Source organism: Arthrobacter crystallopoietes BAB-32, assembly GCF_000328305.2.
In the GTDB taxonomy this organism is placed as follows: Bacteria; Actinomycetota; Actinomycetes; order Actinomycetales; family Micrococcaceae; genus Crystallibacter; species Crystallibacter crystallopoietes_A.
In genome coordinates, this window is sequence record NZ_ANPE02000078.1 from 1 (window position 1) to 20,413 (window position 20,413).

Here is a 20,413-nt window from a genome sequence, read left to right on the forward strand (position 1 = left end):
GCAACGGGATCCGCGGCGGGCGCGGTGTCCGCGTCGGTCAGCGGAGTGATGTGCGGCGCTGCCGGCTGATCGGCGTCGTCCAGCCGGTTGCTGCGCGGGTCCGTTGCCCGATTGTCCTTTTCCATGCTCAGGCCACCTCCTCGACGGCGATCTGCGATTCAACGATTTCCTGGTACGTGGGCGAGGTTTCCAGCAGCTCCTCGTGGGTGCCGCGGTCCACGATCTGCCCGTCCTCCATGACCAGGATCTGGTCGGCATCGCGGATCGTGGCCACGCGCTGGGCGACGATGATCACGGTGGCATCCTTGGTCGGAGCCTTCAGCGCCGCGCGCAGCCTGGCATCGGTGGCGACGTCCAGCGCCGAGAACGAATCGTCGAATACGTAGACCTTGGGCTTGGCCACCAGGCGCGGGCGATGCAGAGCCGCTGCCGCTGCCCGCCGGAGACGTTCGTGCCGCCCTGCGACACCCGGGACAGCAGCCCGTGCTCCTTCTCCTGCACGAAGTCGGCCTGCGCAACTGCGAGCGCATCCCACAGATCGGCATCCGGGGCTTGCGGGTCGCCGAAGCGCAGGTTGTGCGCGATGGTGCCGGAGAACAGATATGGCCGCTGCGGCACAATCGCCACGCGCTTGCTGATCTCCTCCCGCGCCAGCTCCGTCACCGGAACGCCGTCGAGCAGCACCTGGCCGCTGCCGGCGTCGAACAGCCGCGGCAGCATCGACACCAAGGTGCTCTTGCCGGAGCCGGTGCTGCCGACAATGGCGGTCGTCTGGCCCGGCCGCGCAATAAAACTGATGTTGTTCAGCACCGGAGCTTCGGCTCCCGGGTAGGCGAAGGACACATTGCGGAATTCAACGACGCCGGCCGCCTCCTGGGGTGCCTGCGGCCGTTCGGGGTCGTGGATGGAGGGAACAACCTTGAGCACCTCGCCGATCCGGTCCGCGCAGACGGAGGCCCGCGGGATCATCATCGCCATGAACGTGCCCATCATGACCGCCACCAGGATCTGCAGCAGGTACTGCAGGAAGGCCGTCAGCGCACCCACCTGCATCTGCTCCGCGTCCACGCGCAGGCCGCCGAACCACAGTACGGCCGCCGTGGCGAGGTGCAGGATCATCCCGATCGCCGGGAACATCAGCACGAACAGCGAGCCCACCGCCAGCGACACGTCCGTCAGCTCTCGGTTGGCCTTGTCGAAGCGCTGGGCCTCGTAGGGTTCGCGCACGAAGGCCCGCACCACGCGGATGCCGGTGATCTGCTCCCGCAGCACCCCGTTGATGCCGTCGATCTTGGCCTGCATAGTGCGGAACAGCGGCATCAGTTTCCAAACCAGGAAACCGACGACGACGAAAAGCGCCGGCACGGACACCCAGACCAGCCAGGACAGCTGCAGATCCTCGCGCACCGCCATGATGATGCCGCCCACGCACATAATCGGCGCCGCCACCATGAAGTTCAGCGCCATCAGCACCAGCATCTGGACCTGCTGCACGTCATTGGTGCCGCGCGTGATCAGGCTCGGCGCGCCGAACTCGTTGACCTCCCGCGCTGAGAATCCGGAGACCTTGTGGAAGACCGCCTTGCGCAGGTCGCGGCCGGTGGCCATGGCGGCCTTGGAGCGAAGTAGACGGCCGCGATCGCCGTCGCCACCTGGACGAAGCTGACCCCCAGCATCACCGCCCCGGTATTCCAGATGTACTCGGTGTCGCCCCGGGTTACACCCTGGTCGATGATCTGCGCATTCAGGCTGGGCAGGTAGAGGGCCGCGATGGTCGATGCCAGCTGCAGCACCACCACCGCCAGGACATACGGAAGATAAGGCCGCGCGTAACGGCGGACCAGTTTGATCAGCATGAGCCGCTTTCTGGGAAGATCCGGGCTGTTTAAGGTGGAGTGGCGGCAGCTTCGGCCGGGTCTGCCGGCGCGGGGTTTTATGCTCCCCGAAGAGGCCGCAATTCAGCGTAGACCCGGCCCCGGGCCGAGTCCATCCATCCCAAGGCGTATTTAGGACAGCCGCCGCCCGCATTCCCGCCCGGCCATACTCCCGCCGGCATTCCCGCCCGGCCGTACCATCGCCCGCATTCCCGGCGGCCCCGCGCCCGGAGTAGCCTAAGGACACGCGAGGCCTGCTGCTGCCGCGTCCGGCGGCGTTGAGGCCCGCGCCGGAGTGGCATGCGACTGGGGGTCGGACCATGGCGTTCATCAGGGAACTGGCGGACATCAGGGGCACGGACGTAGCAACCGCGGGCGGCAAGGGCGCCAATCTGGGCGAGCTGGTCCGCGCCGGCTTTCCCGTGCCGCCGGGGTTCGTGCTGGAAACCGCTGCCTATGACGCCTTCGTCGCGGCCAACAGGATCGGGCCCGAGCTCCTCGCCACTGCCATCGTGCCGGCCGGAGCGTCGCCGCAGGCCTACGAAGAGGCGTCCGCGCGGATCGCCGCGCTGTTCGAGCATGGGACTCTCCCGGCCGAGGTCGCCGCGGAACTCGCCGCCGCCTACGCCCGCCTGGGCCCGGACGCGGCCGTGGCGGTCCGCTCCTCCGCGACGGCCGAGGACCTGCCGACGGCCAGCTTCGCCGGCCAACAGGAGACCTACCTCAACGTGCGCGGACAGCGGGAGGTGGCGGCCGCCGTCGTTAGTTGCTTTGCCTCGCTGTGGACGGCGCGGGCGATGGCGTACCGCGCCCGGGAAGGCATCGATCCGGCAGGGGTCAGCCTTGCGGTGGTCGTGCAGCGGATGGCCGGTGCCGAGGCGAGCGGCGTGATGTTCACGGCCAATCCCGCCAACGGCCGGCGCGACCAGCTTGCCATCAGCGCGGCGTGGGGGCTGGGCGAGTCGGTGGTCGGCGGTTCCGTCAGCACCGAGGAGGTCATTGTCGACGGCGGAACGCGCCGAGTGGTGTCGCGGCAGGCCGGCGGGCAGCAGGTCAGGACCGTTCCGGCCGGCAGTGGCACCTTGGAGGAACCGCTGCCGGAGGCGCTGCGGGGCGGGCCGGTCCTCGATGATGCGGCGGCGGGACGGCTGGCCGACATCGGGCTGCGCATTGCTGCGCTGTTCGGGGTGCCGCAGGACATCGAGTGGTCGCTGGCCGGAGGCGACGTGTCCATCCTGCAGGCCCGGCCGATCACCGCGCTGCCCGAGCCCAGCGCCGAGCCGCCGACGGACTGGAGCCTGCCGTATCCGCACGGCATGTACTTCCGGGCAAGCATCGTGGAGCAGCTGCCGGATCCGCTCACGCCGCTCTTCGCCGACATGATCGATGGGTCCGTGACGCGGTCCCTGAACGCGCTGCTCGCCCGCGCCTTCGGAAAGCAGGCGCTGCGCGAGGGCGACGTCCGGCTGCCGACGGTGAACGGCTACGCCTATTACTACTACCGGAACTCGGGCATGCTGCGGGTCATGGCCAAGGCGGTGCCGGCGATGGCCAAGCTGGCCCGCGGCAAAGCCAACATGGGGATCGCCGGCTGGCGGGACTACTCCCACCCGCGCTATGCCCGGACCGTGCAGGAGTGGCAGGCCAAACCGCTGGAACGGCGCGGCGGGGCGGAACTCCTGGCCGGCGTCGGCGGGCTGCTCGACGCCGGCACCGAGTACTACACGGCGGTCCAGTCGGTCATCCCGGTGGCTGCCTCCAGCGAAATGCTCTTCACCTGGTTCTACGACAAGCTGGTGCGGCGGCCCGGTGGCCCGCCCGCGTCAGCGTTCCTGCTGGGGTTCGACAGCGAACCGATCCGCGCCGAGAAGTCGCTTTACGAGCTGGCCGCCTGGACCCGGCAGCAGGACGGGCTGGCCGAGGCGCTCGAGTCCCTGCCCGCCGGAGCGCTGGCTGCAGCCCTGCGCTCCGGGGCCATTCCCGGCGCGGTCCCGGTCCGGCACTGGGAGTCCTGGCGGGAGCGCTTCCAGCAGCATCTCGCCCGGTTCGGCCATGCCGTCTACAACCTCGACTTCGCCGTCCCGGTCCCGGCGGATGATCCGGCATCGTTGCTTGAAACCATCCGGTTCTATCTGCGCGGGCAGGGCCAGGACCCGCACCAGCGCCAGCAGCTTTCCGCCGAACGCCGGCAGGAACTGGCCGGCGCTGTGCAGGCCAGGCTGGGGCCCCTGCGCCGCGCGGTTTTCCGGCGGCTGCTGCGCTGGGCCCAGGAGTCCGCCCCGGTCCGCGAAGACGCGCTGGCCGATGTCGGGTTGGCTTGGCCGCTGCTGCGCGGGATGCTGCTCGAACTCGGGCGGCGGCTCGTGGCTTCCGGAGCCCTCGCCGCCCCCGAGGATGTTTTCTGGCTGCGGCACAGCGAGCTGCAGGCCGCCGTCGACTCGGGCCTGGCAGAAGCGGCCAACGGAACGGTCCCGGCTCCCACCGGCACCAGCGCACCGGTCCGGCCGGGCGCCGTCGAACAGCGCAAAATGCTCTGGCGCGGACAGCGCCGGGCCACCGCGCCGCAGCTGCTGCCCGAACGGCGTTGGGTGACCCTGCTCTTCGGCTCCATGATGCCCGCCGGCGCGCAGGACCAGCGCGGCGGGAGCATCCGCGGCATCGGCGCCAGCCCCGGGCAGGTCACTGCCCCCGCGAACGTGCTCGGCGGACAGGAGGACTTCGGCCGGATGCGCCCGGGCGACGTGCTGGTCGCCCGGATGACCACGCCGGCCTGGACCTCCCTGTTCGCCATGGCGTCCGCTGTCGTGACGGACGTCGGCGGGCCGCTGAGCCACAGCTCGATCGTCGCCCGCGAGTACGGCATTCCGGCGGTCCTCGCCACCGGCTCCGCCACGCGGCAGCTTGCCACCGGAGACCTTGTCCGGGTGGACGGCGACGCCGGCACCGTCACCGTCCTCCGCCCCGCCAGCTCGGGCACCACCGGCGGCTGGTCCGCCGTCGTCAGCTCCCCGTAGCACCCGGGTCGAAGCGGTAGCCCATGCCGGCCTCGGTCAGCAGGTAGCGCGGGCGGGCCGGGTCGGGCTCGAGCTTGCGGCGCAGCTGCGCGATGTAGACGCGCAGGTACTGGGTTTCCTTCACATACGCAGGCCCCCACACCTGCGCCAGCACCTGCTGCTGCGACACGAGCCGGCCGGGGGCGCGGGCCAGCACCTCGAGGATGCTCCATTCGATCGGCGTCAGCCGCACCGCTTCGCCGCCGCGCAGCACGCGCTTGTCCGGCAGGTTGATCTCGAAATCCGGCGTCTGAATGAGCGGCTGCTCGGGCTCCGTGCCGGTCCGGCGGCCGGCGACGCGGAGCCGGGCGAGCAGCTCGGCCAGGTCGAAAGGCTTGGTCACGTAGTCGTCGGCGCCCGCGTCCAGGGCGTCCACTTTCTCAGCCGAGGCATGCCGCGCGGAGAGCACGATGATGGGCAGGTCCGTGCGTTCGCGCAGCCGCCGGATCACCTCGACGCCGTCCATGTCGGGCAGCCCGAGGTCCAGCAGCACCAGGTCAACCGGATGCTTGGCCGCCTCCGCCAGCGCCGCCGCCCCGGTCGCCGCCGTGAAGGTGCCGTAGCCGCGGGCCTTCAGGTTGATCTGCAGTGCGCGCAGGATCTGCGGTTCGTCGTCGACAATCAGGACGTTGGCCATGGCTCCGCCTCCATGCCGGAACCCGCGGACAGCGGCAGCTTGATGACCATGGTCAGCCCGCCGCCCGGGGTCTGCTCCGCCTGCAGTTGCCCGCCCATCGCTTCGGCGAAGCCCTGCGCCACCGCCAGCCCCAGCCCGATGCCGCTGCCGGCCGGCGTGTCGCCAAGGCGCTGGAACGGCTTGAACATCTGGGCGAGCTTGGCGGCCGGCACGCCGGGGCCATGGTCGGTGATGCGCAGTTCGCTCGCCGGGCGGCCCTCGACGGTGGCACTTCCCGCGCTGCCCAGGGAAGCGGAAATAACGACGTCGGACCCTCCACTGTGCTTGAGTCCATTTTCGACGACGTTCGCAATCACCCGCTCGAGCATCCCGGGGTCCGCGTCAACGGGCGGCAAGTTGTCTTCGAGCGCCACCCGCAGCCGCTCCGCGGGGAGGCCGCGCAGTGCGTCGGCGACTGCGTCCGACCAGTAAACGGGCCGGACCAGCGGTGTGACGGACTCGGCGCTCAGCCGGGACATGTCCAGCAGGTTGCCCACGAGCCCGTCGAGCCGGTCCGTGTAGTCCTCGATGGTGGCCAGCAGCTCGGCCTCGTCCTCCGGCGGCAGGCGCACCGCGTCCTGGCGCAGGCTGCTGACGGCGAGCTTGATACCGGCCAGCGGTGTCCGCAGGTCGTGCGAGACCGCGCGCAGGATGGAGGTGCGCATCCGGTTGTCCTCGGCCAACCGCAGCAGATTGCGCTGGCTGGCCCGGAGCTGGTCCCGCTGCAGCAGGGCGAGCAGATGGGCGCCGAAGGCCGCGAACAGCCGCCGTTCCCGCGGCGTGAGGGGCCGGCCGTTCAGCGCCAGCATGCGTGCCTCATCGAGCTGCTCGGCGTTGTCGTTGGCATGGGCCGACTCCGCCACGGCGCCCGCGCTCTGCACCAGCTGCCAGCCGCCGCTGCGCCCGTCGCCCCGGACATAGAGGCCGGCGCCCGCGGCCTGGAAATGCTCCCGGATGCGCTCGAGGAACTCACCCCGGCTGTCCTGCGCGGCAAGGGTGCTGCGGCTCAGCTCCGCCAGGGCGGCGGCTTCGGCACCGGCGGCCGCGGCTTCGCGGCTGCGCCGGGCGGAAAGTCCGACGACGAGGGAGACTGCGGCGGCCACGGCCAGGAAAATCAGCAGCGCCAGCAGGTTTTCCGGATCGCTGATGTCCATGCTGCCCACCGGCTGGACCGCAAAGAAGTTGACCATGAGGCTGCTCAGCACCGCCGCAACGAGCGCCGGCCACAGCCCGCCCACCAGCGCGACGGCGATCGTGCCTGTCAGCTGCACGAGCATATCGGTCGCGAAGTGCCCGTGATGCCACAGGCGCAGCAGGAGCTGCAGGGCGGCCGGCAGGAGCACAGCCAGGGCGAAACCGGCAACCAACCGGCCCCGGCCCAGCCAGTTGGGCCTGCGCCGGGGAGGGGTTGGCCCGGGCGTCTCGCCGTGCGGCACCAGATGCAGCTCGATTCCCCCGGCCTGCCGGATCAGCCGTGCGGCAGTGCTTCGGCGGAAGACGCCCGGCCAGCCCTGGCGCCGGGAGTGTCCCAGGACCAGTTGGCCCGCTTCGACGCTGCGCGCGAAGTCCAGCAACGCCTGCGCCGGGTCGTCGCTGCCGATCGCATGGTAGGTGCCGCCCAAGTCGGCTACCAAGGCGCGCTGCAGGTCCAGCTCGTTGGGCAATTCTCCCGCCGCCTGCCCGGTCCGGATGTGGACAGCGTGCAGGCGCCCCGTGCCGGCGGGGCCGGTGAGCCGCGCCCCGGTCCGGATCAGCTCAAGCCCTTCCGATCCGCCAGCCAGTCCAACCACCACACGGTCGCCCGGTCCGCCCTGTCCATCCGCTTCCTGCTGGGCATCCGCATCCATGGCACTATTCTTGCCCCGCTGCGGGCATTATTGACGATTTCTTAACGCTGGATTGGCCTGTTTTCCGCTGATTTGAACCGCCGTCGGGAGTAATGTGATGCATCGCTTCGATGAAGAAGCAGAAGCCAGAAAGAAGACAACCGTGAGTTCCCCCACCCAGTACTTTGTGCCTGCCAGCGTTCCCCGGCCGGCCGCGCCCGGCAAGCCGGGCGGTAAGTTCCAGCGGTGGCTGATGGAGCGCCGGGTGCAGCCGGTCGGCCCCGAGCGCGAAGACCATGATGATGCGCGGCACCAATGGTGGAAGGTGATGTGCCTGACCGGCGTGGACTATTTCTCGACGCTCTCCTACCTCCCGGCCATTGCCGCGCTGGCTGCCGGCGCCCTGTCCCCGCTGGCCACGCTGCTGATCGTCATCCTGACCCTGTTCGGCATGCTGCCGATGTACCGGCGAGTGGCCCAGCAAAGCCCCAACGGCCAGGGCTCGGTGGCCATGCTGGAGAGGCTGCTGCCGTTCTGGCGCGGCAAGATCTTCGTGCTGGTGCTGCTCGGCTTCGTCGCTACCTCGTGGATCATCACCATCACGCTGTCCTCAGCCGACGCCACCGTGCACCTGCTGGAAAACCCCGGGACGCCGGACTTCCTGCGCGGGGCCGCGGTGCCAGTCACCATCCTGATGCTGCTGGTGCTCGGCGGTGTGTTCCTGCTCGGTTTCACTGAGGCCGTGGCCGCGGCGGTACCGCTGGTGGCCATCTTCCTTGCGTTCAACGCCGTGATTATCGGCGGCAGCCTCGTGGAAGCCTTCGCCACAGAGGGCGCCCTCGTGCAGTGGGGCAATGCCTTGGGACAAGTTTCGGGCTCACCCTTGGATTTGATCGGACCGGCAGTCCTGGCGTTCCCGCTGTTGGTGCTGGGGCTGTCCGGTTTCGAGACCGGCGTCAGCATGATGCCGCTGATTGCCGCGGACGGCAGCACCAAACGCGAGCGCCGGGAAGTTCGGATCCACAACACCCGCAAGCTGCTGACCACGGCCGCCGTCATCATGAGTGTGTACCTGCTCGGCAGCAGCTTCGTCACCACGGTGCTGATCCCGGCCGCAGCCTTCGAAGAGGGTGGGGCTGCAACGGCAGGGCCCTGGCCTACCTGGCGCACGAGCATTTCGGCGAAGGCTTCGGCACGCTCTATGACGTCAGCAGCATCCTGATTCTCTGGTTCGCCGGCGCCTCGGCCATGGCCGGGCTGATCAATATCGTCCCGCGCTACCTGCCCTCGTACGGCATGGCCCCCGAATGGAGCCGGGCGGTGCGGCCGGTCGTGCTCGTCTACACCGGCATCAGCATCCTGATCACCGTCGCCTTCCGCGCGGATGTGAATGCCCAGGCCGGCGCCTACGCTACCGGCATCCTGGCGATGATGGTCTCTGCCTCGGTAGCCGTGGGGGTTTCCTCGCTGCGCCGGCGCCGGCGAGGGGAGGCCGCAGCATTCGGAGTCCTCACGCTGGTCCTGGGCTATGCACTGGTGGAGAACATCATCGAAAAGCCCGACGGTTTGATGATTTCGATCTGCTTTATCGCCGGCATCATCGTAGTCTCGCTGGTCTCCCGGCTGACCCGGACCACGGAACTGCGCGCCGAACGGATCGAGTTCGACGGCGCCGCGCGGCAGTTCATCAGCGATTCCATCGAGTACGACGGCCGGCTGGACCTGATCGCGCACAAGCCGCAGCCTGCCGACGACCGGCAGTACGCCCTCAAGGAGGCTTCCCAGCGCGGCATGAACCCGGTGCCCGGCACCGCGGACGTGCTCTTCCTCGAAATCGAGGTCAGCGACCCGTCGGGCTTCAGCCGAGTCCTGCGTGTCCATGGCGTCGAAGTGGACGGCCACAGGATCCTGCGCGCCACCAGCCCGGCAGCGCCCAACGCCCTGGCCGCCGTGCTGCTGGCCCTTCGCGATGCGACCGGGCTGCGCCCGCAGGCCTACTTCGAGTGGTCGGAAGGCAACCCGATCCATCACTTGATGCGCTACCTGCTGCTCGGCCAGGGCGATACGGCCCCGGTGGTCCGCGAAATCATCCGCAGGATAGAGCCGGACCCCTTCCGACGCCCTGGCATCCACGTCGGCTAGGCCAAAGCTACTACTGGGCTGTGATGGTCACTGTCCGAACGGCGCGCACCTTCCCCGGGACCCAGGACATGAATTTGACCTTCATGTAGTACGTGCCGGGCCCCGGCGGGCGGAGCAGGAAGTCGTACTTCTCCGCCGCGCCGGAGGCAATGAGGCTGGTGCGCAGCGGGGAGCCGCCCGACCAGACCGGTGGTGCCTCACCGTTGGGATTCGGGGTTTCCCGGAAGGGCCGGCCGTCATGGGAAATCAGGTCAGCCATTGGCACGGGGTTGCCCTGCATGTCGGTGAACTCGGTCAGCGTGGGGAAATAGTCCACGTTGACCATGCGCACCAAGGTCGGCGCTTTGCCGCTCTGCGGCGCATTCGCCCGCATGCTGGAGAAAGCCCACACCCGGCGGCCGCGCGGCCTGGTGGGAATGTTGCCGCCCAGCAGGTAGAAATGCTTGGCCTTAAAACGGTTCAACCCGGCGTCCTCGCCCGAGAGCCCTGCTGCATGGTTGAACTCGTGCCAGCTGGGGTCCAGCGAGTACGGGCCGAGGAACGTCTCGGTCGCTATGTCGTATTCGGGGCCGTCGACAAATGCGCGCCTGGTTCCGCGAGCCGGCGGATCCACTAGGTCGATGGCCGGATCGATGATGATCGGGCCGAACATTCCCATTTGGACGTGCAGCGGGGTATTGACGTGGCAGTGGTAGAAATATGTGCCCGCACCGCCGCGGCCGGGATTGCCCGGCACACCGGGATCCGGCCGCCACTGGTACGTGTAGTCGCCGGTGACCTCGAGGACGTGTGGCCCACGCCGTCGTTACGGGGATCCGGTTCCAGACCATGCCAGTGGATAGTGTGGACCCGCTTGCTCGGTTCGATGGTCCCGTGGAAGACCTGCCCTTCCCTGACCCGCACCGAGGGACCCGGAAAGCCCTCGCCCGATTCCTCGTCGTGGAAACTCCAGACTTCGTGTTCGGACTTGTCGGGAAAATCGAGTTTGCGGCTGAAGAAGTCCAGCACCATCGACTCGTCCGGCCGCTGGCGGAACAGCGTCTCAGGGCTGCCTTCATGCGGCTGGTCCGAGGCGAAGTCCACCTGGCTCTCGTACTTGTGGTGCTCGTCCGGCTCCTCAGTCGCCGCCAGTGTCCAGTCCGCCAGCAGGCCTCCGGGATACAGTCCGCCGGCGGCCGTCTGCGACGGTTCGGCGTGGCAGTGCATCGGGTACTTCCAGTCCTCCCGGCGGGCATCCCAGACGGCGTCGATCACGTCCGGCGGACGGAACATCGGCAGGATCGCTTCCTTGCGCTCCAGCGGCATGAGCGACACAGTGTCCTCCCACTGCTGCAGGGCGACATGCCCGTCGGCCATGACCCTGCCGCCTTTACGCGGGAAATCGAAACCGTTGGCGCGGACGGACCACACATGGTTGCCGTGGAAGTGCAGCTGGTGGTCCACGATGCCGACGTTGAGCATCCGGATCAGCTGGCCGGTCAGCACGGTGCCCGGCTTCGGCGAGCGGCTGAAGTTCCGGACATCGGTCAACCGCGGGAAGCCCGAAGGAAGCGTGTCCTCTTCCCGCCGTTCATTCAGCTCCTCATCATCCGAAATCGCCAGGGACTCGAAACCGGAATGGTCGTTCAGGGTGAAATAGCGCGGGGCAATGTCGACGCCGGCGCCACGAACCGTGCCGCCCTGCGACGCCACCTGCGCCCACTCCGGCACCACATCGTGGCAGATCCACAGCCACTGGCGCTCGAACTCCGGCCCCTTCGGCCCGAGGTGCCAGGCCCGGGCCGGGTCAATGACAACCAGCGCGCCGAAAAGCCCGAGCGTACGTTCCACGGGGGCGTTTGTCGGATCAAGATAGACATAGGTTCCGGGAGCCGGCGCCGGCAGAGTGAGGCTTTTGGTCTTCCCGGGAGCGATGGGGCCGGTCGTGGCGTCTTTCCTGCCCGGCTTGACCCCCTGGATGGCGAGTTCATGCGGCTGCGACAGCCGGTTGTGGATCCGCAGGCTGATGGTGCTGCCGGCTTCCGCGATGATGGTCCGGTCCGGGAAATAGCTGGCCCAGTGCTGCCGCCGCGGCAGATAGTAGCCATCCTCCGTGGGCGTCGGCTGTGCCGGCAACGGCCTGCCCGCATGCGGCAGCGGCCGGCCCAGCGGATAGGTGCGGCTGGCCACAACGCCACGGGACCGGGTGAAAATCCGCGGCGAAATCCGCAGGCTCGGCTTCGGATCGGCGAGCGCGCTCGGGCGGTCGCCGAAGCCGCGGTGGTAGACCAGCGAGCCGTCCACCATGGGCACGAAGCCCTCGTTGATGTACAGGTCCAGCACGCCGGTTGAGCCAGAGCTGGCGGTCCTCGGTTGCGTGGCCGTAGCTGCGCCCTGCAGCAGGCGCATCGGACTGGAGGCTTCATTCCCCATAACGAAAGCCCTTCCATGTGCAATTGGGCGGCGCTTCCCCCGCGCCAGTTGCCTCCAGTAGGTCATCCCGGGCTTGGAAATCTCTTGGCCTCATGCGGGCCACGGCCAACACAGCCGCCCTTGCCGCACCGCTGCCCGGCGCTAACCCACCACCCCTAGGCCGTCGGCGCACCCCGCAAGGCGAGCACCGCCGTCGTACCCGCAAGCAGCGCCAGCACCCCGGCGAACAACGCCAGCCCGGTCCACCCGGACTGCACGAAAAACAGCCCGCCGGCCCAGCCCAGCAGGCTCGACCCGGCATAGTAGAAGAGGTTGTACAGGCTCGAGGCTTGCGCCTGGCCCACCCGCGCCATCCGCGGCGTCCAGCCCGAGGCCACCGAATGCGCGGCGAAGAACCCGGCCGTGAAGACCAGCAGGCCCAGCAGGATCACCGGCAGCGAATCCGCCAGCGTGATGGCCAGGCCGGCGAGGATCACCGGGATGCTCGCCAGCAGCACCCGCAGCCGGCCGAAGCGGACCGTCAGGCCGCCGGCCAGCCGCGAGGACACCGTGCCGGCCAGGTAGGCCAGGAACAGCAGGCTGGCCAGCGAGGTCGGCAGGTTGAACGGCGGCGCCTCCAGCCGGAACCCCAGGTAGTTGTAGACGGCCACGAACCCGCCCATGAGCAGGAACCCCTGGGCATAGAGGGCCAGCAGCCGCGGCGAGCGCAGGTTCACCAGGATCCGCTCGGCCAGCGCAGGCCCTTCGCCCCGGACCAGCGGGCGGAAGCCGCGGGGCGACGGAGCCAGCCGGACAAATGCGACGGCGGCGAGCGCGGCGAGGATGCTGACCGCGAGCACGCCGGTGCGCCAGCTACCCAGTTCGGCCACCGGCCCGGCGACCAGGCGGCCGGTGAGCCCGCCGATGGTGGTGCCGGCGACATACGTTCCGGCGGCCACCGCCGCGTGCAGCCGCTGCACCTCCTCGTTCAGGTACACCAGCGCCACCGCCGGAATCCCGCCGAGCGCCGCCCCTTCCAAAAAGCGCAGGGCCATCATGGCGCCGAACCCGGGTGCCAGCGGCAGGAGTAAACCCAGTACGACGGCGGCACTAATCGCCCAGATCATCGTGCGTTTTCGTCCGATGCGGTCCGCGATCGCCGACCACGGGATGACGGCGAGCGCCAGGCCGATCGTGGCGGCGGAAACGCTGAGCGCAGCGTCGGCCGCACTGACATCGAATTCCGCCGCGATGCCCGGCAGCACGGCCTGCACCGAGTAGAGCTGGGCGAAGGTCGCCAGTCCGCCGAAAAGCAGGGCCAGCAGCATGTTCCGGTAGGCCTTGCTGCCCTTCGGATGCCCCTGCCAGGGCGGCTGGTCCGTTCGCGTCACACGTTTCATGCTAGCTTTTCCGGCGCCCGCGACAGTGCCGCTGGGTCTCTCCTGCGGCCCCGCACGCATACCTAGAGGTGCTAGGGTTGGATACATTGCAGATCTAGGTATGGAGGCGCAGTGCGCATCGACAAGGACCTGGTCGCCGCCTCGGCCACCCCGCTGGTGCTGGGGATCCTGGCGGAGGGCGACCTGTACGGCTACGCGATCTTGAAGCGCGTGGGCGAACTGTCGGGCGGGTCCATGCAGTGGACCGACGGCATGCTCTATCCACTGCTGCACCGGCTGGAACGGCTCGGCTACGTATCGGCCGCGTGGGGCACGTCCGAGGCCGGCCGGCGGCGCAAGCACTATGCCATCACGGCTTCGGGCCGCGAGGCGCTGGCCGAGCGGCAGGAACAGTGGGCCGTGGTGGCCGACGCGCTCCGCCAGGTCTGGCAGAACGCCCAGCTGCCGCCGACGGTGGCGGAGGGGTGGGCCTGATGGAACTGCATACTGAACTGGAGGCGCACATCGGCCGATGGCGCGGGTACGTGCAGCGGCGCCAGGCCATCTCCGCCGCCGATGTGGAGGAGATGGAAGACCACCTGCGTGAGCAGGTGGCAGACCTGCAGGCAAACGGGCTGGACGACGACGAGGCCTTCCTGGTCGCGATCAGGCGCCTAGGCAACCTGGACGCCGTCTCGCGGGAATTCGCCCGCGAGCACTCTGACCGTTTGTGGAAGCAGCTCGTGCTCGTTCCGGAAGACTTGGATGATGCGGCGGCTCCGAGATGGCGCGAGCTGGGAGTCGTCCTGGCGCTCGCTGTCGGTGCGGGTGTGGCGGTCAAGGCCGGCCTTGCCTGGCTTGGCGACGACGGCGGACTCCTCGCGCGCAACGCTGGCCTGCTGGTCTTCCCGTTCCTCGCCGGATACTTCGCCTGGAAGCGCCGGCTCACCGGGCGGGTGGCGGCAGCGGTGGCCATTCCGTTCGTGGCGCTGGCCGTCGTGCTGAATGTCTACCCGTTCGGCTCCCCCGGTTCAACCGAGCTGCTCGCGGCTCTGCATGCCCCGGTCGTCCTGTGGCTGCTGGCCGGAGTGGCGTACGTGGGCGGAAAGTGGCGGTCCGACGGCCGGCGGATGGACTTCGTTCGGTTCACCGGCGAGCTGGCGATCTACTACACCCTGCTGGCCTTGGGCGGCGCCGTCCTCATTGGCCTGATGTTCGGCGTCCTCCAGATCGTCGGTCTCGACCTCGAACCGGTCATGGAGGACTGGATTCTGCCCTTCGGCGTGCCGGGAGCGCTCATCGTGGCGGCGTGGCTGGTCGAGGCCAAGCAGAACGTCGTCGAAAACATTGCCCCGGTCCTCACTCGGGTCTTCATGCCGCTGACCATTGTCATGCTGCTGGCGCTGCTGGCCGTGCTGGCGTCTGCCGGCGGCCTCGTGGACGTAGACCGCGGCCTGCTCATCCTGATGAACGCGATCCTCGTCCTCGTCCTGTGCCTGCTGCTCTACTCGATCTCGGCCAGGGACTCGCTGGCGGCCCCCGGGCTGTTCGACATCCTGCAGCTGGTCCTGCTCGCGGCCGCCCTCGCGGTCGACGCGGTGATGCTGACGGCGATGCTGAGCCGAATCGCCGAGTTCGGCTTCAGCCCGAACAAGATCGCCGCACTGGGACTCAACCTGCTGCTGCTGGTGCACCTGGCCTGGGCCGCCTGGCTCACCATCGGGTTCCTGCGCAGACGGCGCCCGTTCGGCGCGCTCGAGCGCTGGCAAACCCGCTACCTGCCGGTCTACGGCGCATGGGCCGCCATCGTCGTAGTGGTCTTCCCACTCGTCTTCGGCTTCGCATAAGCGGAAGGGAATACCACCCAGTGGGCACGGAACTAACGGGCAAATCGGTCCAATAGCGCAGCTCACCGTACCACGCTGCATGGCGCACAGCGGGCCCGCACGGTTCTGAATGGAAGCCGTCAGCGGCCCGCATCCGTCGTCTGCCCGGCTCGACAAGGAGTGGCTTTTCGGTGGATTACCAGTAGCTAGACGGATAGATTGGAAGTACATAGCAGGAGAGGATCCGATCCCCCGTGAGTATTTCCATCGACATTGGTGCGGCCCACGCAGGTACTGCCCGATTGGGCATCCGGGAGATCGTCCGCCAGCTCAACAGTTCACTCGGCGCCACCTTGGTGGCGGCCCTGGCCGGTAGCAAGGATCCGAAGATCAGCTACAAGTGGGCCCGCACCGACGGCCCCGAACCGAAACCCGAAGCGCAGGCACGACTGCAGCTGGCCCACCGCGCCTGGACGGCTGTTTCCAGTGTGGAGGGCGAGCATGTCGCGCGGCTCTGGTTCATCGGAGCCAACCCGTGGCTCGGCGAGGTGTCTCCAATCCAAGCCATCAGCGAGCTCCGCTCCAAGGAAGTGATGGACGCGGCGGTCGCCATGACCGAAGACCGCTTCGGTTGATGGCATCTGCACCGACAAAGGCCTGGCCCTCATTGACACCCGCCTGACCGGCTACCGGATCGCCAAGAGCTCCCACGGCCCGCTGAACCCTCGGTCGCCGCCGGACCTTCCGGGCACTGGCCGCTCCGGACGGTCACGCTTCGACACGCCCGGCACCACCGTCTACCTGGTCGACGACCGCCGGACAGCCTATGCCGAAACTCTCGCCCCGACCCGCGTCGGCAGCCAGTTCAACTCCGCCGTCGCCTTCGCCGCTGATCAGTTCTCCAGTAGGCCCAGCACGTGCCGCCCCGTACTTTGAGTAGAATTTCACGCCCGCGGGGTCGCTTCCAGCGTCGAGGACCCGCTCGCGGACCCATTGGACGATAGGTGTGGTGGCTTCCCTGTTCTCACCCGTTAGGGCTCCCAAGGTGATGCCGGGGATTCCGACCTCTTCCTCGGATGCCTCGCCGAGGAATCTGTTGAGTTCGGCGACGGACTCGGCCGCGGTGAGATCACCCCCAGGAGGCGAGGGCGTTGATGCGCAGCCGGTGCCACTTATGCGAAGTTATAGACAGTTATGCAGAAATAGAGATAACAGTCCATAAGTTGGCATAAGCTAAGAGCATGGAACCGGCTCTTAATCCATTTAGTCCCGGCTCGGGCATACAACCGCCGCTGTTGGCAGGCAGGGAGCGCGAGATAGAGGCCTTCGACCTGGTTGTCGCGCGGACCGAATTGTCGCGTCCCGCCCGGTCGATGGTCCTCACTGGCCTGCGAGGCGTCGGAAAGACCGTCCTACTGAATCGGCTGCGCGGCATAGCAGAGAACCATGATTGGCTGACCATACGGCTGGAGGGTCGTACCGGCAAATCCGGTGACCGTGAATTCCGTAGGGATTTCGCACGCGAACTGCAGATCGCTTCACGCCGTTTCGCGTCCCTCAAGGGCAAAGAGGCTGTTACGCAGTTCCTACGAACCGTCACCTCTTTCAGCGCCGGAATCGGTATCACAGGAATTTCCTTGGGTGTACAGACAGATCCCGCCCGTGCCACCAGCGGCTCTCTCGACATCGATCTACGTGACCTGGTCGACGACGTGGGTGCGGCCATGCGCTCTCTAAACAAGGGAGTGGCCGTCTTCATTGACGAGATGCAGGACCTCGGTGACGAGACGTTGTCGGCGTTCGTCGCTGCACAGCACTACGCCGGCCAACGCGAGTTGCCGTTCTTTGTCGTCGGCGCCGGGCTTCCCAACCTGCCCGGGCGACTGGCCGAGGCCCGCAGCTACGCCGAGCGGCTCTTCGAGTACCGTCCCATCGGAAAACTGAATCGTCAAGACGCTGAAGAGTCGTTCACCGTCCCGGCCGGAAGGGCCGGCGGGGAATTCGAGCACGAAGCCCTCGACCGTCTCGTGCAAGCATCCGGATGCTACCCGTACTTCATCCAAGAGTTCGGTAGCGCCCTATGGGAGGTGGCCATCAGCACGCCATTCACCCAGGAAGACGCCGAGACGGCGGTCGCCGCAGGACTGCGTCGGCTGGACGCAGGTTTCTTCCCCTCCCGATGGGACCGCGCCACACCCCGCGAGCGTGACTACATGAACGCCATGGCCAAGGACGGCGAAGGCCCGTCCGGAACTGGAGAAATCGCTAGCCGACTCGGACGCAAGGTCACCAGCCTGGGAAAGCTCCGCGGGGAACTGGTTTCCAAAGGACTGATCTACTCCCCTGAATACGGCCGGGTTGCCTTCACAGTCCCCGGAATGGCCGACTTCATCGAACGGCAAAACCTCGAGCTTCCCAGACAATAATCGCTGCTGGTCAGCACCGCTGAAAGGCAATGAGAGTCAGCCGCACAACCCGCTCCGGTTCGTCCGGCCGATAACGGCGCCTACGGAAGCTAACGCCCGGACGGCATCGACATGAATCCGATAAGCGTGGACCGAATGCGCGTTCCAGCCGCCCTGGTGCAGCAACGGGGGGCAACGGCGAATCGCATCGATACCTGAACCACTGAGGACCTGGACGCTTCCGACCTCCTGGTCCGTGACGATAACCAAGGGAACACCGCCGGTGAATTTCGAGGACACCGTGGCGCCCAGAGCATCAGTAAGGCCTGAGGCAAGGATGGACGCTCCCACCCGGGACCGATAGACTGGAGGAGGATTTTCGTATTCCAATAATCAACTTCCGCAATATGGAATGAGGAGCCATAGTGACCCAGCTTCGCCCCGGAGATTCCGCTCCGGCTTTCACCCTTGAAGATGCCACCGGCAGCAAGGTGTCCCTGGCCGACTACGCCGGCCGCAACGTCGTCGTCTATTTCTATCCGAAGGCTGCGACGCCGGGCTGCACCACGGAGGCCTGCGACTTCCGCGACAACCTGAACGCGCTGCAGGGCGCGGGCTTCGACGTCGTCGGCATCTCCCCGGATGAACCGGAGGCGCTGCAGGACTTCAGCAAGGCCGAGTCGCTGACCTTCCCGCTGCTCTCCGATCCGGACTTCGCCGTCGCCACCGCCTACGGCTCCTACGGCGACAAGGAGTTCAACGGGAAAACCTTCACCGGTACGCTGCGCAGCACCGTCGTCGTCGACCCGGAAGGAAAGGTCCGGCTGGCCGAATACAACGTGGACGCCAAGGGCCATGTTGCCCGGCTGCGCGAAGAACTGGAAGTTGACAGCGTAAACTAGACGCCGACACTCGCATTCGAAAGCGGCCCCTCCCTGACCGGGAGGGGCCGCTTTCCGTTCGCCCAGCAGAGGGGGCCGGTGGCGGGCGGAGCCCGCAGCAGGTCAGGCCATGCCGCGGCGGATCAACTGGCCGGTGGGCTGTTCGCCGTCGATCTCTTCTCCGCGCAGGAAGGTTTTGCGTACGACGCCGGAGAGCACCTTTCCGTCATACGGCGAGACGGGATTGCGGTGCTTGAGCGCCTTCGCATCCACGACGAAGGACTCGTCCGCGGCGAAGACGGAGAAGTCCGCGTCATAGCCAAGGGCCAGCACGCCCTTCCGGCTCATGCCGGCCAGTTCGGCCGGCTTGCGCGACATCCAGTCCACCACCTGTTCCAGCGGCAGGCAGCGGCGGCGGCCCTCCGTCCAGATCAGCGACAGCCCAAGCTGCAGCGAGGCGACGCCGCCCCAGGCCACGCCGAAGTCGCCGTTCTCCAGGTCCTCAGATCCACCGTGCACGGGGAGTGGTCGGAGACGATGCAGTCGATGATGCCGTCCTCGAGGCCCTGCCAGAGCAGCTCCCGGTTGGATGCCTCGCGGATCGGCGGGCAGCACTTGAACGCCGTGGCGCCGTTGGGGATCTCCTCGGCCAGCAGGGTCAGGTAGTGCGGGCAGGTCTCCACCGTGATGCGGACGCCGTCGCGCTTGGCGCTGGCGAGCATGGGCAGCGCGTCCGACGATGAGAGGTGCAGGATGTGCGCGCGGGCTCCGGTCCAGCGCGCGCGTTCGATGACCTCGGCGATGGCCACGTTCTCCGCGCCGCGCGGCCGCGAGGCCAGGAACCGCGAGTACTGGTCCCCCTCGGCGTGCGGTGCGCGTTCAATCGACCGGGAGTCCTCGGCGTGCACGATCATGACCGAGTCGAAGCCTTTCAGCTCCGCCATGTCCTTTTCCATCTCGTCCGCATCCAGCGGCGGGAATTCGTCGACGCCGGAGTGCAGCAGGAAGCACTTGAAGCCGAACACGCCCTCGTCATGCAGCGGCCGCAGGTCCCCGAGATTGCCCGGGATGGCCCCGCCCCAGAAGCCGACGTCCACAAACGCCTGCTCCCGCGCGGCGGCGCGCTTCTCCTCCAACGCCGCCACGTTGACCGTCGGCGGGATGCTGTTCAGCGGCATGTCCAGGATGGTGGTGACGCCGCCGGCCGCGGCGGCACGGGTGGCGGAGGCAAAGCCCTCCCATTCCGTGCGCCCCGGCTCGTTCACGTGCACGTGGGTGTCGACCAGCCCGGGGATCAGGGTCTCATCCGGGGCAAGCTCGATGGCCCGGCGGCCGCGCAGCCCGTTGCCCAGCGGTTCGATCGCCCTGATGGCCCCGTCGAGTACGCCCACCTCGCGGGCGGCGATTCCCGCCGTCGTCAGGATCCGCTCCCCGCGGATGACCAGATCGAACTCCTGCTCTCCTGCCATCAGCAGGCTCCCTTCAGCATCTCCAGCGCGGCCCCCGTTGGCCGGCTCTCCCACGGCGCGGCCGCAGCGGCCTCGCTCTCTTTCAGTATCGCGGCGATCGCCGCTCCTGTCTGCTCCAGCAGCTCCGCGGCGGAGGCGATGCACTGCTGCACGTCCGGTTCCAGTTCGATGAGCTCGAACGTGCTGGAGATTCCGGCCGCCCGCAGCCGGTCCTCGGTGAGCAGGTTCCGGCCGCAGACCGCGAAGACTTCCGCCCCGGCGGCAGTGGCTTCCGCGGCGACACCCACCGGCGCCTTGCCCTCCAGCGACTGCGCGTCGAGGCTGCCCTCTCCGGTCACCACCAGCCGGGCGCCCTGCAGTTTCTGCCGGAGTCCGGTCAGTTCCATAACGACGTCGATGCCCCGCTGGCGCTGTGCGTCCAGTACCGCGAGGGCGGCGAAGCCCACTCCCCCGGCGGCGCCGCGCCCGGAAAGACCGCGGCCGCCCTGGTG

General features: G+C 68.0%; 12 protein-coding genes and 3 pseudogenes. 7 read left to right on the top strand and 8 right to left on the bottom strand.

All coding sequences use genetic code 11. From position 1 onward, the window contains the following. Window positions 1-127 precede the first annotated feature (127 nt). Window positions 128-1,856, bottom strand: a pseudogene (locus D477_RS04800) (ABC transporter ATP-binding protein). A gap of 338 nt (window positions 1,857-2,194) precedes the next feature. Between D477_RS04800 and D477_RS04805 the strand changes: the two are divergent. Further along, window positions 2,195-4,888 (top strand): PEP/pyruvate-binding domain-containing protein, encoded by a 2,694-nt coding sequence (locus tag D477_RS04805; RefSeq protein ID WP_005267771.1) that lies wholly within the window; start codon window positions 2,195-2,197, stop codon window positions 4,886-4,888. Here D477_RS04805 and D477_RS04810 read toward each other — a convergent pair. Both D477_RS04810 and D477_RS04815 read right to left on the bottom strand, forming a co-directional pair. Beyond that, on the bottom strand, window positions 4,875-5,564 hold the full coding sequence (locus D477_RS04810; protein ID WP_005267772.1) for a response regulator: 690 nt from the start codon (window positions 5,562-5,564) through the stop codon (window positions 4,875-4,877). The genes D477_RS04805 and D477_RS04810 overlap by 14 nt on opposite strands. After that, entirely contained in the window at window positions 5,549-7,450 is a 1,902-nt protein-coding gene (locus tag D477_RS04815; RefSeq protein ID WP_005267773.1) for a DUF4118 domain-containing protein, read from the bottom strand. Before D477_RS04815 ends, D477_RS04810 begins: the two co-directional genes overlap by 16 nt. A gap of 97 nt (window positions 7,451-7,547) precedes the next feature. Here D477_RS04815 and D477_RS23820 point away from each other — a divergent pair. After that, window positions 7,548-9,571 (top strand): annotated as a pseudogene (locus D477_RS23820) (amino acid transporter). Window positions 9,572-9,581: 10 nt separating this feature from the next. On the opposite strand, the gene D477_RS23155 reads toward D477_RS23820, so the two are convergent. The 3 genes from D477_RS23155 to D477_RS04830 form a co-directional block, all read right to left on the bottom strand. Further along, window positions 9,582-10,229 (bottom strand): copper oxidase, encoded by a 648-nt coding sequence (locus tag D477_RS23155; RefSeq protein ID WP_150110003.1) that lies wholly within the window; start codon window positions 10,227-10,229, stop codon window positions 9,582-9,584. Next, on the bottom strand, window positions 10,184-11,983 hold the full coding sequence (locus D477_RS21695) for a multicopper oxidase domain-containing protein (RefSeq protein WP_005267775.1): 1,800 nt from the start codon (window positions 11,981-11,983) through the stop codon (window positions 10,184-10,186). The genes D477_RS23155 and D477_RS21695 overlap by 46 nt, the downstream gene beginning before the upstream one ends. 155 nt (window positions 11,984-12,138) lie before the next feature. Beyond that, window positions 12,139-13,362, bottom strand: coding sequence for an MFS transporter (locus tag D477_RS04830; RefSeq protein WP_005267776.1), 1,224 nt, complete (start codon window positions 13,360-13,362; stop codon window positions 12,139-12,141). Between the two features lie 111 nt (window positions 13,363-13,473). Here D477_RS04830 and D477_RS04835 point away from each other — a divergent pair, with 111 nt between their 5' ends. The 5 genes from D477_RS04835 (at window position 13,474) to bcp (ending at window position 18,474) form a co-directional block, all read left to right on the top strand. Then, a complete protein-coding gene (locus D477_RS04835; protein WP_005267777.1) occupies window positions 13,474-13,836 on the top strand; it encodes a PadR family transcriptional regulator in 363 nt (120 codons plus the stop codon). Continuing rightward, window positions 13,836-15,188, top strand: coding sequence for a permease prefix domain 1-containing protein (locus D477_RS04840; protein ID WP_043845686.1), 1,353 nt, complete (start codon window positions 13,836-13,838; stop codon window positions 15,186-15,188). The genes D477_RS04835 and D477_RS04840 overlap by 1 nt, the downstream gene beginning before the upstream one ends. A 233-nt stretch (window positions 15,189-15,421) precedes the next feature. Further along, on the top strand, window positions 15,422-15,802 hold the full coding sequence (locus D477_RS04845; protein WP_043845676.1) for a hypothetical protein: 381 nt from the start codon (window positions 15,422-15,424) through the stop codon (window positions 15,800-15,802). 606 nt (window positions 15,803-16,408) lie between these two features. Beyond that, complete coding sequence (locus D477_RS04850; protein ID WP_043845678.1) at window positions 16,409-17,593, top strand: ATP-binding protein; 1,185 nt, start codon at window positions 16,409-16,411, stop codon at window positions 17,591-17,593. Window positions 17,594-17,997: 404 nt separating this feature from the next. Continuing rightward, window positions 17,998-18,474, top strand: a complete 477-nt coding sequence (gene bcp / locus D477_RS04855) for a thioredoxin-dependent thiol peroxidase (protein ID WP_005267781.1) — start codon at window positions 17,998-18,000, stop codon at window positions 18,472-18,474. Window positions 18,475-18,576: 102 nt separating this feature from the next. On the opposite strand, the pseudogene allB reads toward bcp, so the two are convergent. Then, window positions 18,577-19,922, bottom strand: a pseudogene (gene allB / locus D477_RS04860) (allantoinase AllB). After that, window positions 19,922-20,413 (bottom strand): glycerate kinase (locus D477_RS04865; protein ID WP_005267782.1); only part of this gene is annotated, 492 nt, incomplete at its 5' end. The gene D477_RS04865 and the pseudogene allB, both read right to left, overlap by 1 nt.

Coding starts and splice junctions, on each gene's coding strand:
- D477_RS04840 (WP_043845686.1), top strand. CDS start 13,836: ATGGAACTGCATACTGAACTGGAGGCGCACATCGGCCGATGGCGCGGG.
- D477_RS23155 (WP_150110003.1), bottom strand. CDS start 10,229: ATGGGAATGTTCGGCCCGATCATCATCGATCCGGCCATCGACCTAGTG.
- D477_RS04850 (WP_043845678.1), top strand. CDS start 16,409: ATGGAACCGGCTCTTAATCCATTTAGTCCCGGCTCGGGCATACAACCG.
- D477_RS21695 (WP_005267775.1), bottom strand. CDS start 11,983: ATGGGGAATGAAGCCTCCAGTCCGATGCGCCTGCTGCAGGGCGCAGCT.
- D477_RS04805 (WP_005267771.1), top strand. CDS start 2,195: ATGGCGTTCATCAGGGAACTGGCGGACATCAGGGGCACGGACGTAGCA.
- D477_RS04815 (WP_005267773.1), bottom strand. CDS start 7,450: ATGGATGCGGATGCCCAGCAGGAAGCGGATGGACAGGGCGGACCGGGC.
- D477_RS04830 (WP_005267776.1), bottom strand. CDS start 13,362: ATGAAACGTGTGACGCGAACGGACCAGCCGCCCTGGCAGGGGCATCCG.
- D477_RS04810 (WP_005267772.1), bottom strand. CDS start 5,564: ATGGCCAACGTCCTGATTGTCGACGACGAACCGCAGATCCTGCGCGCA.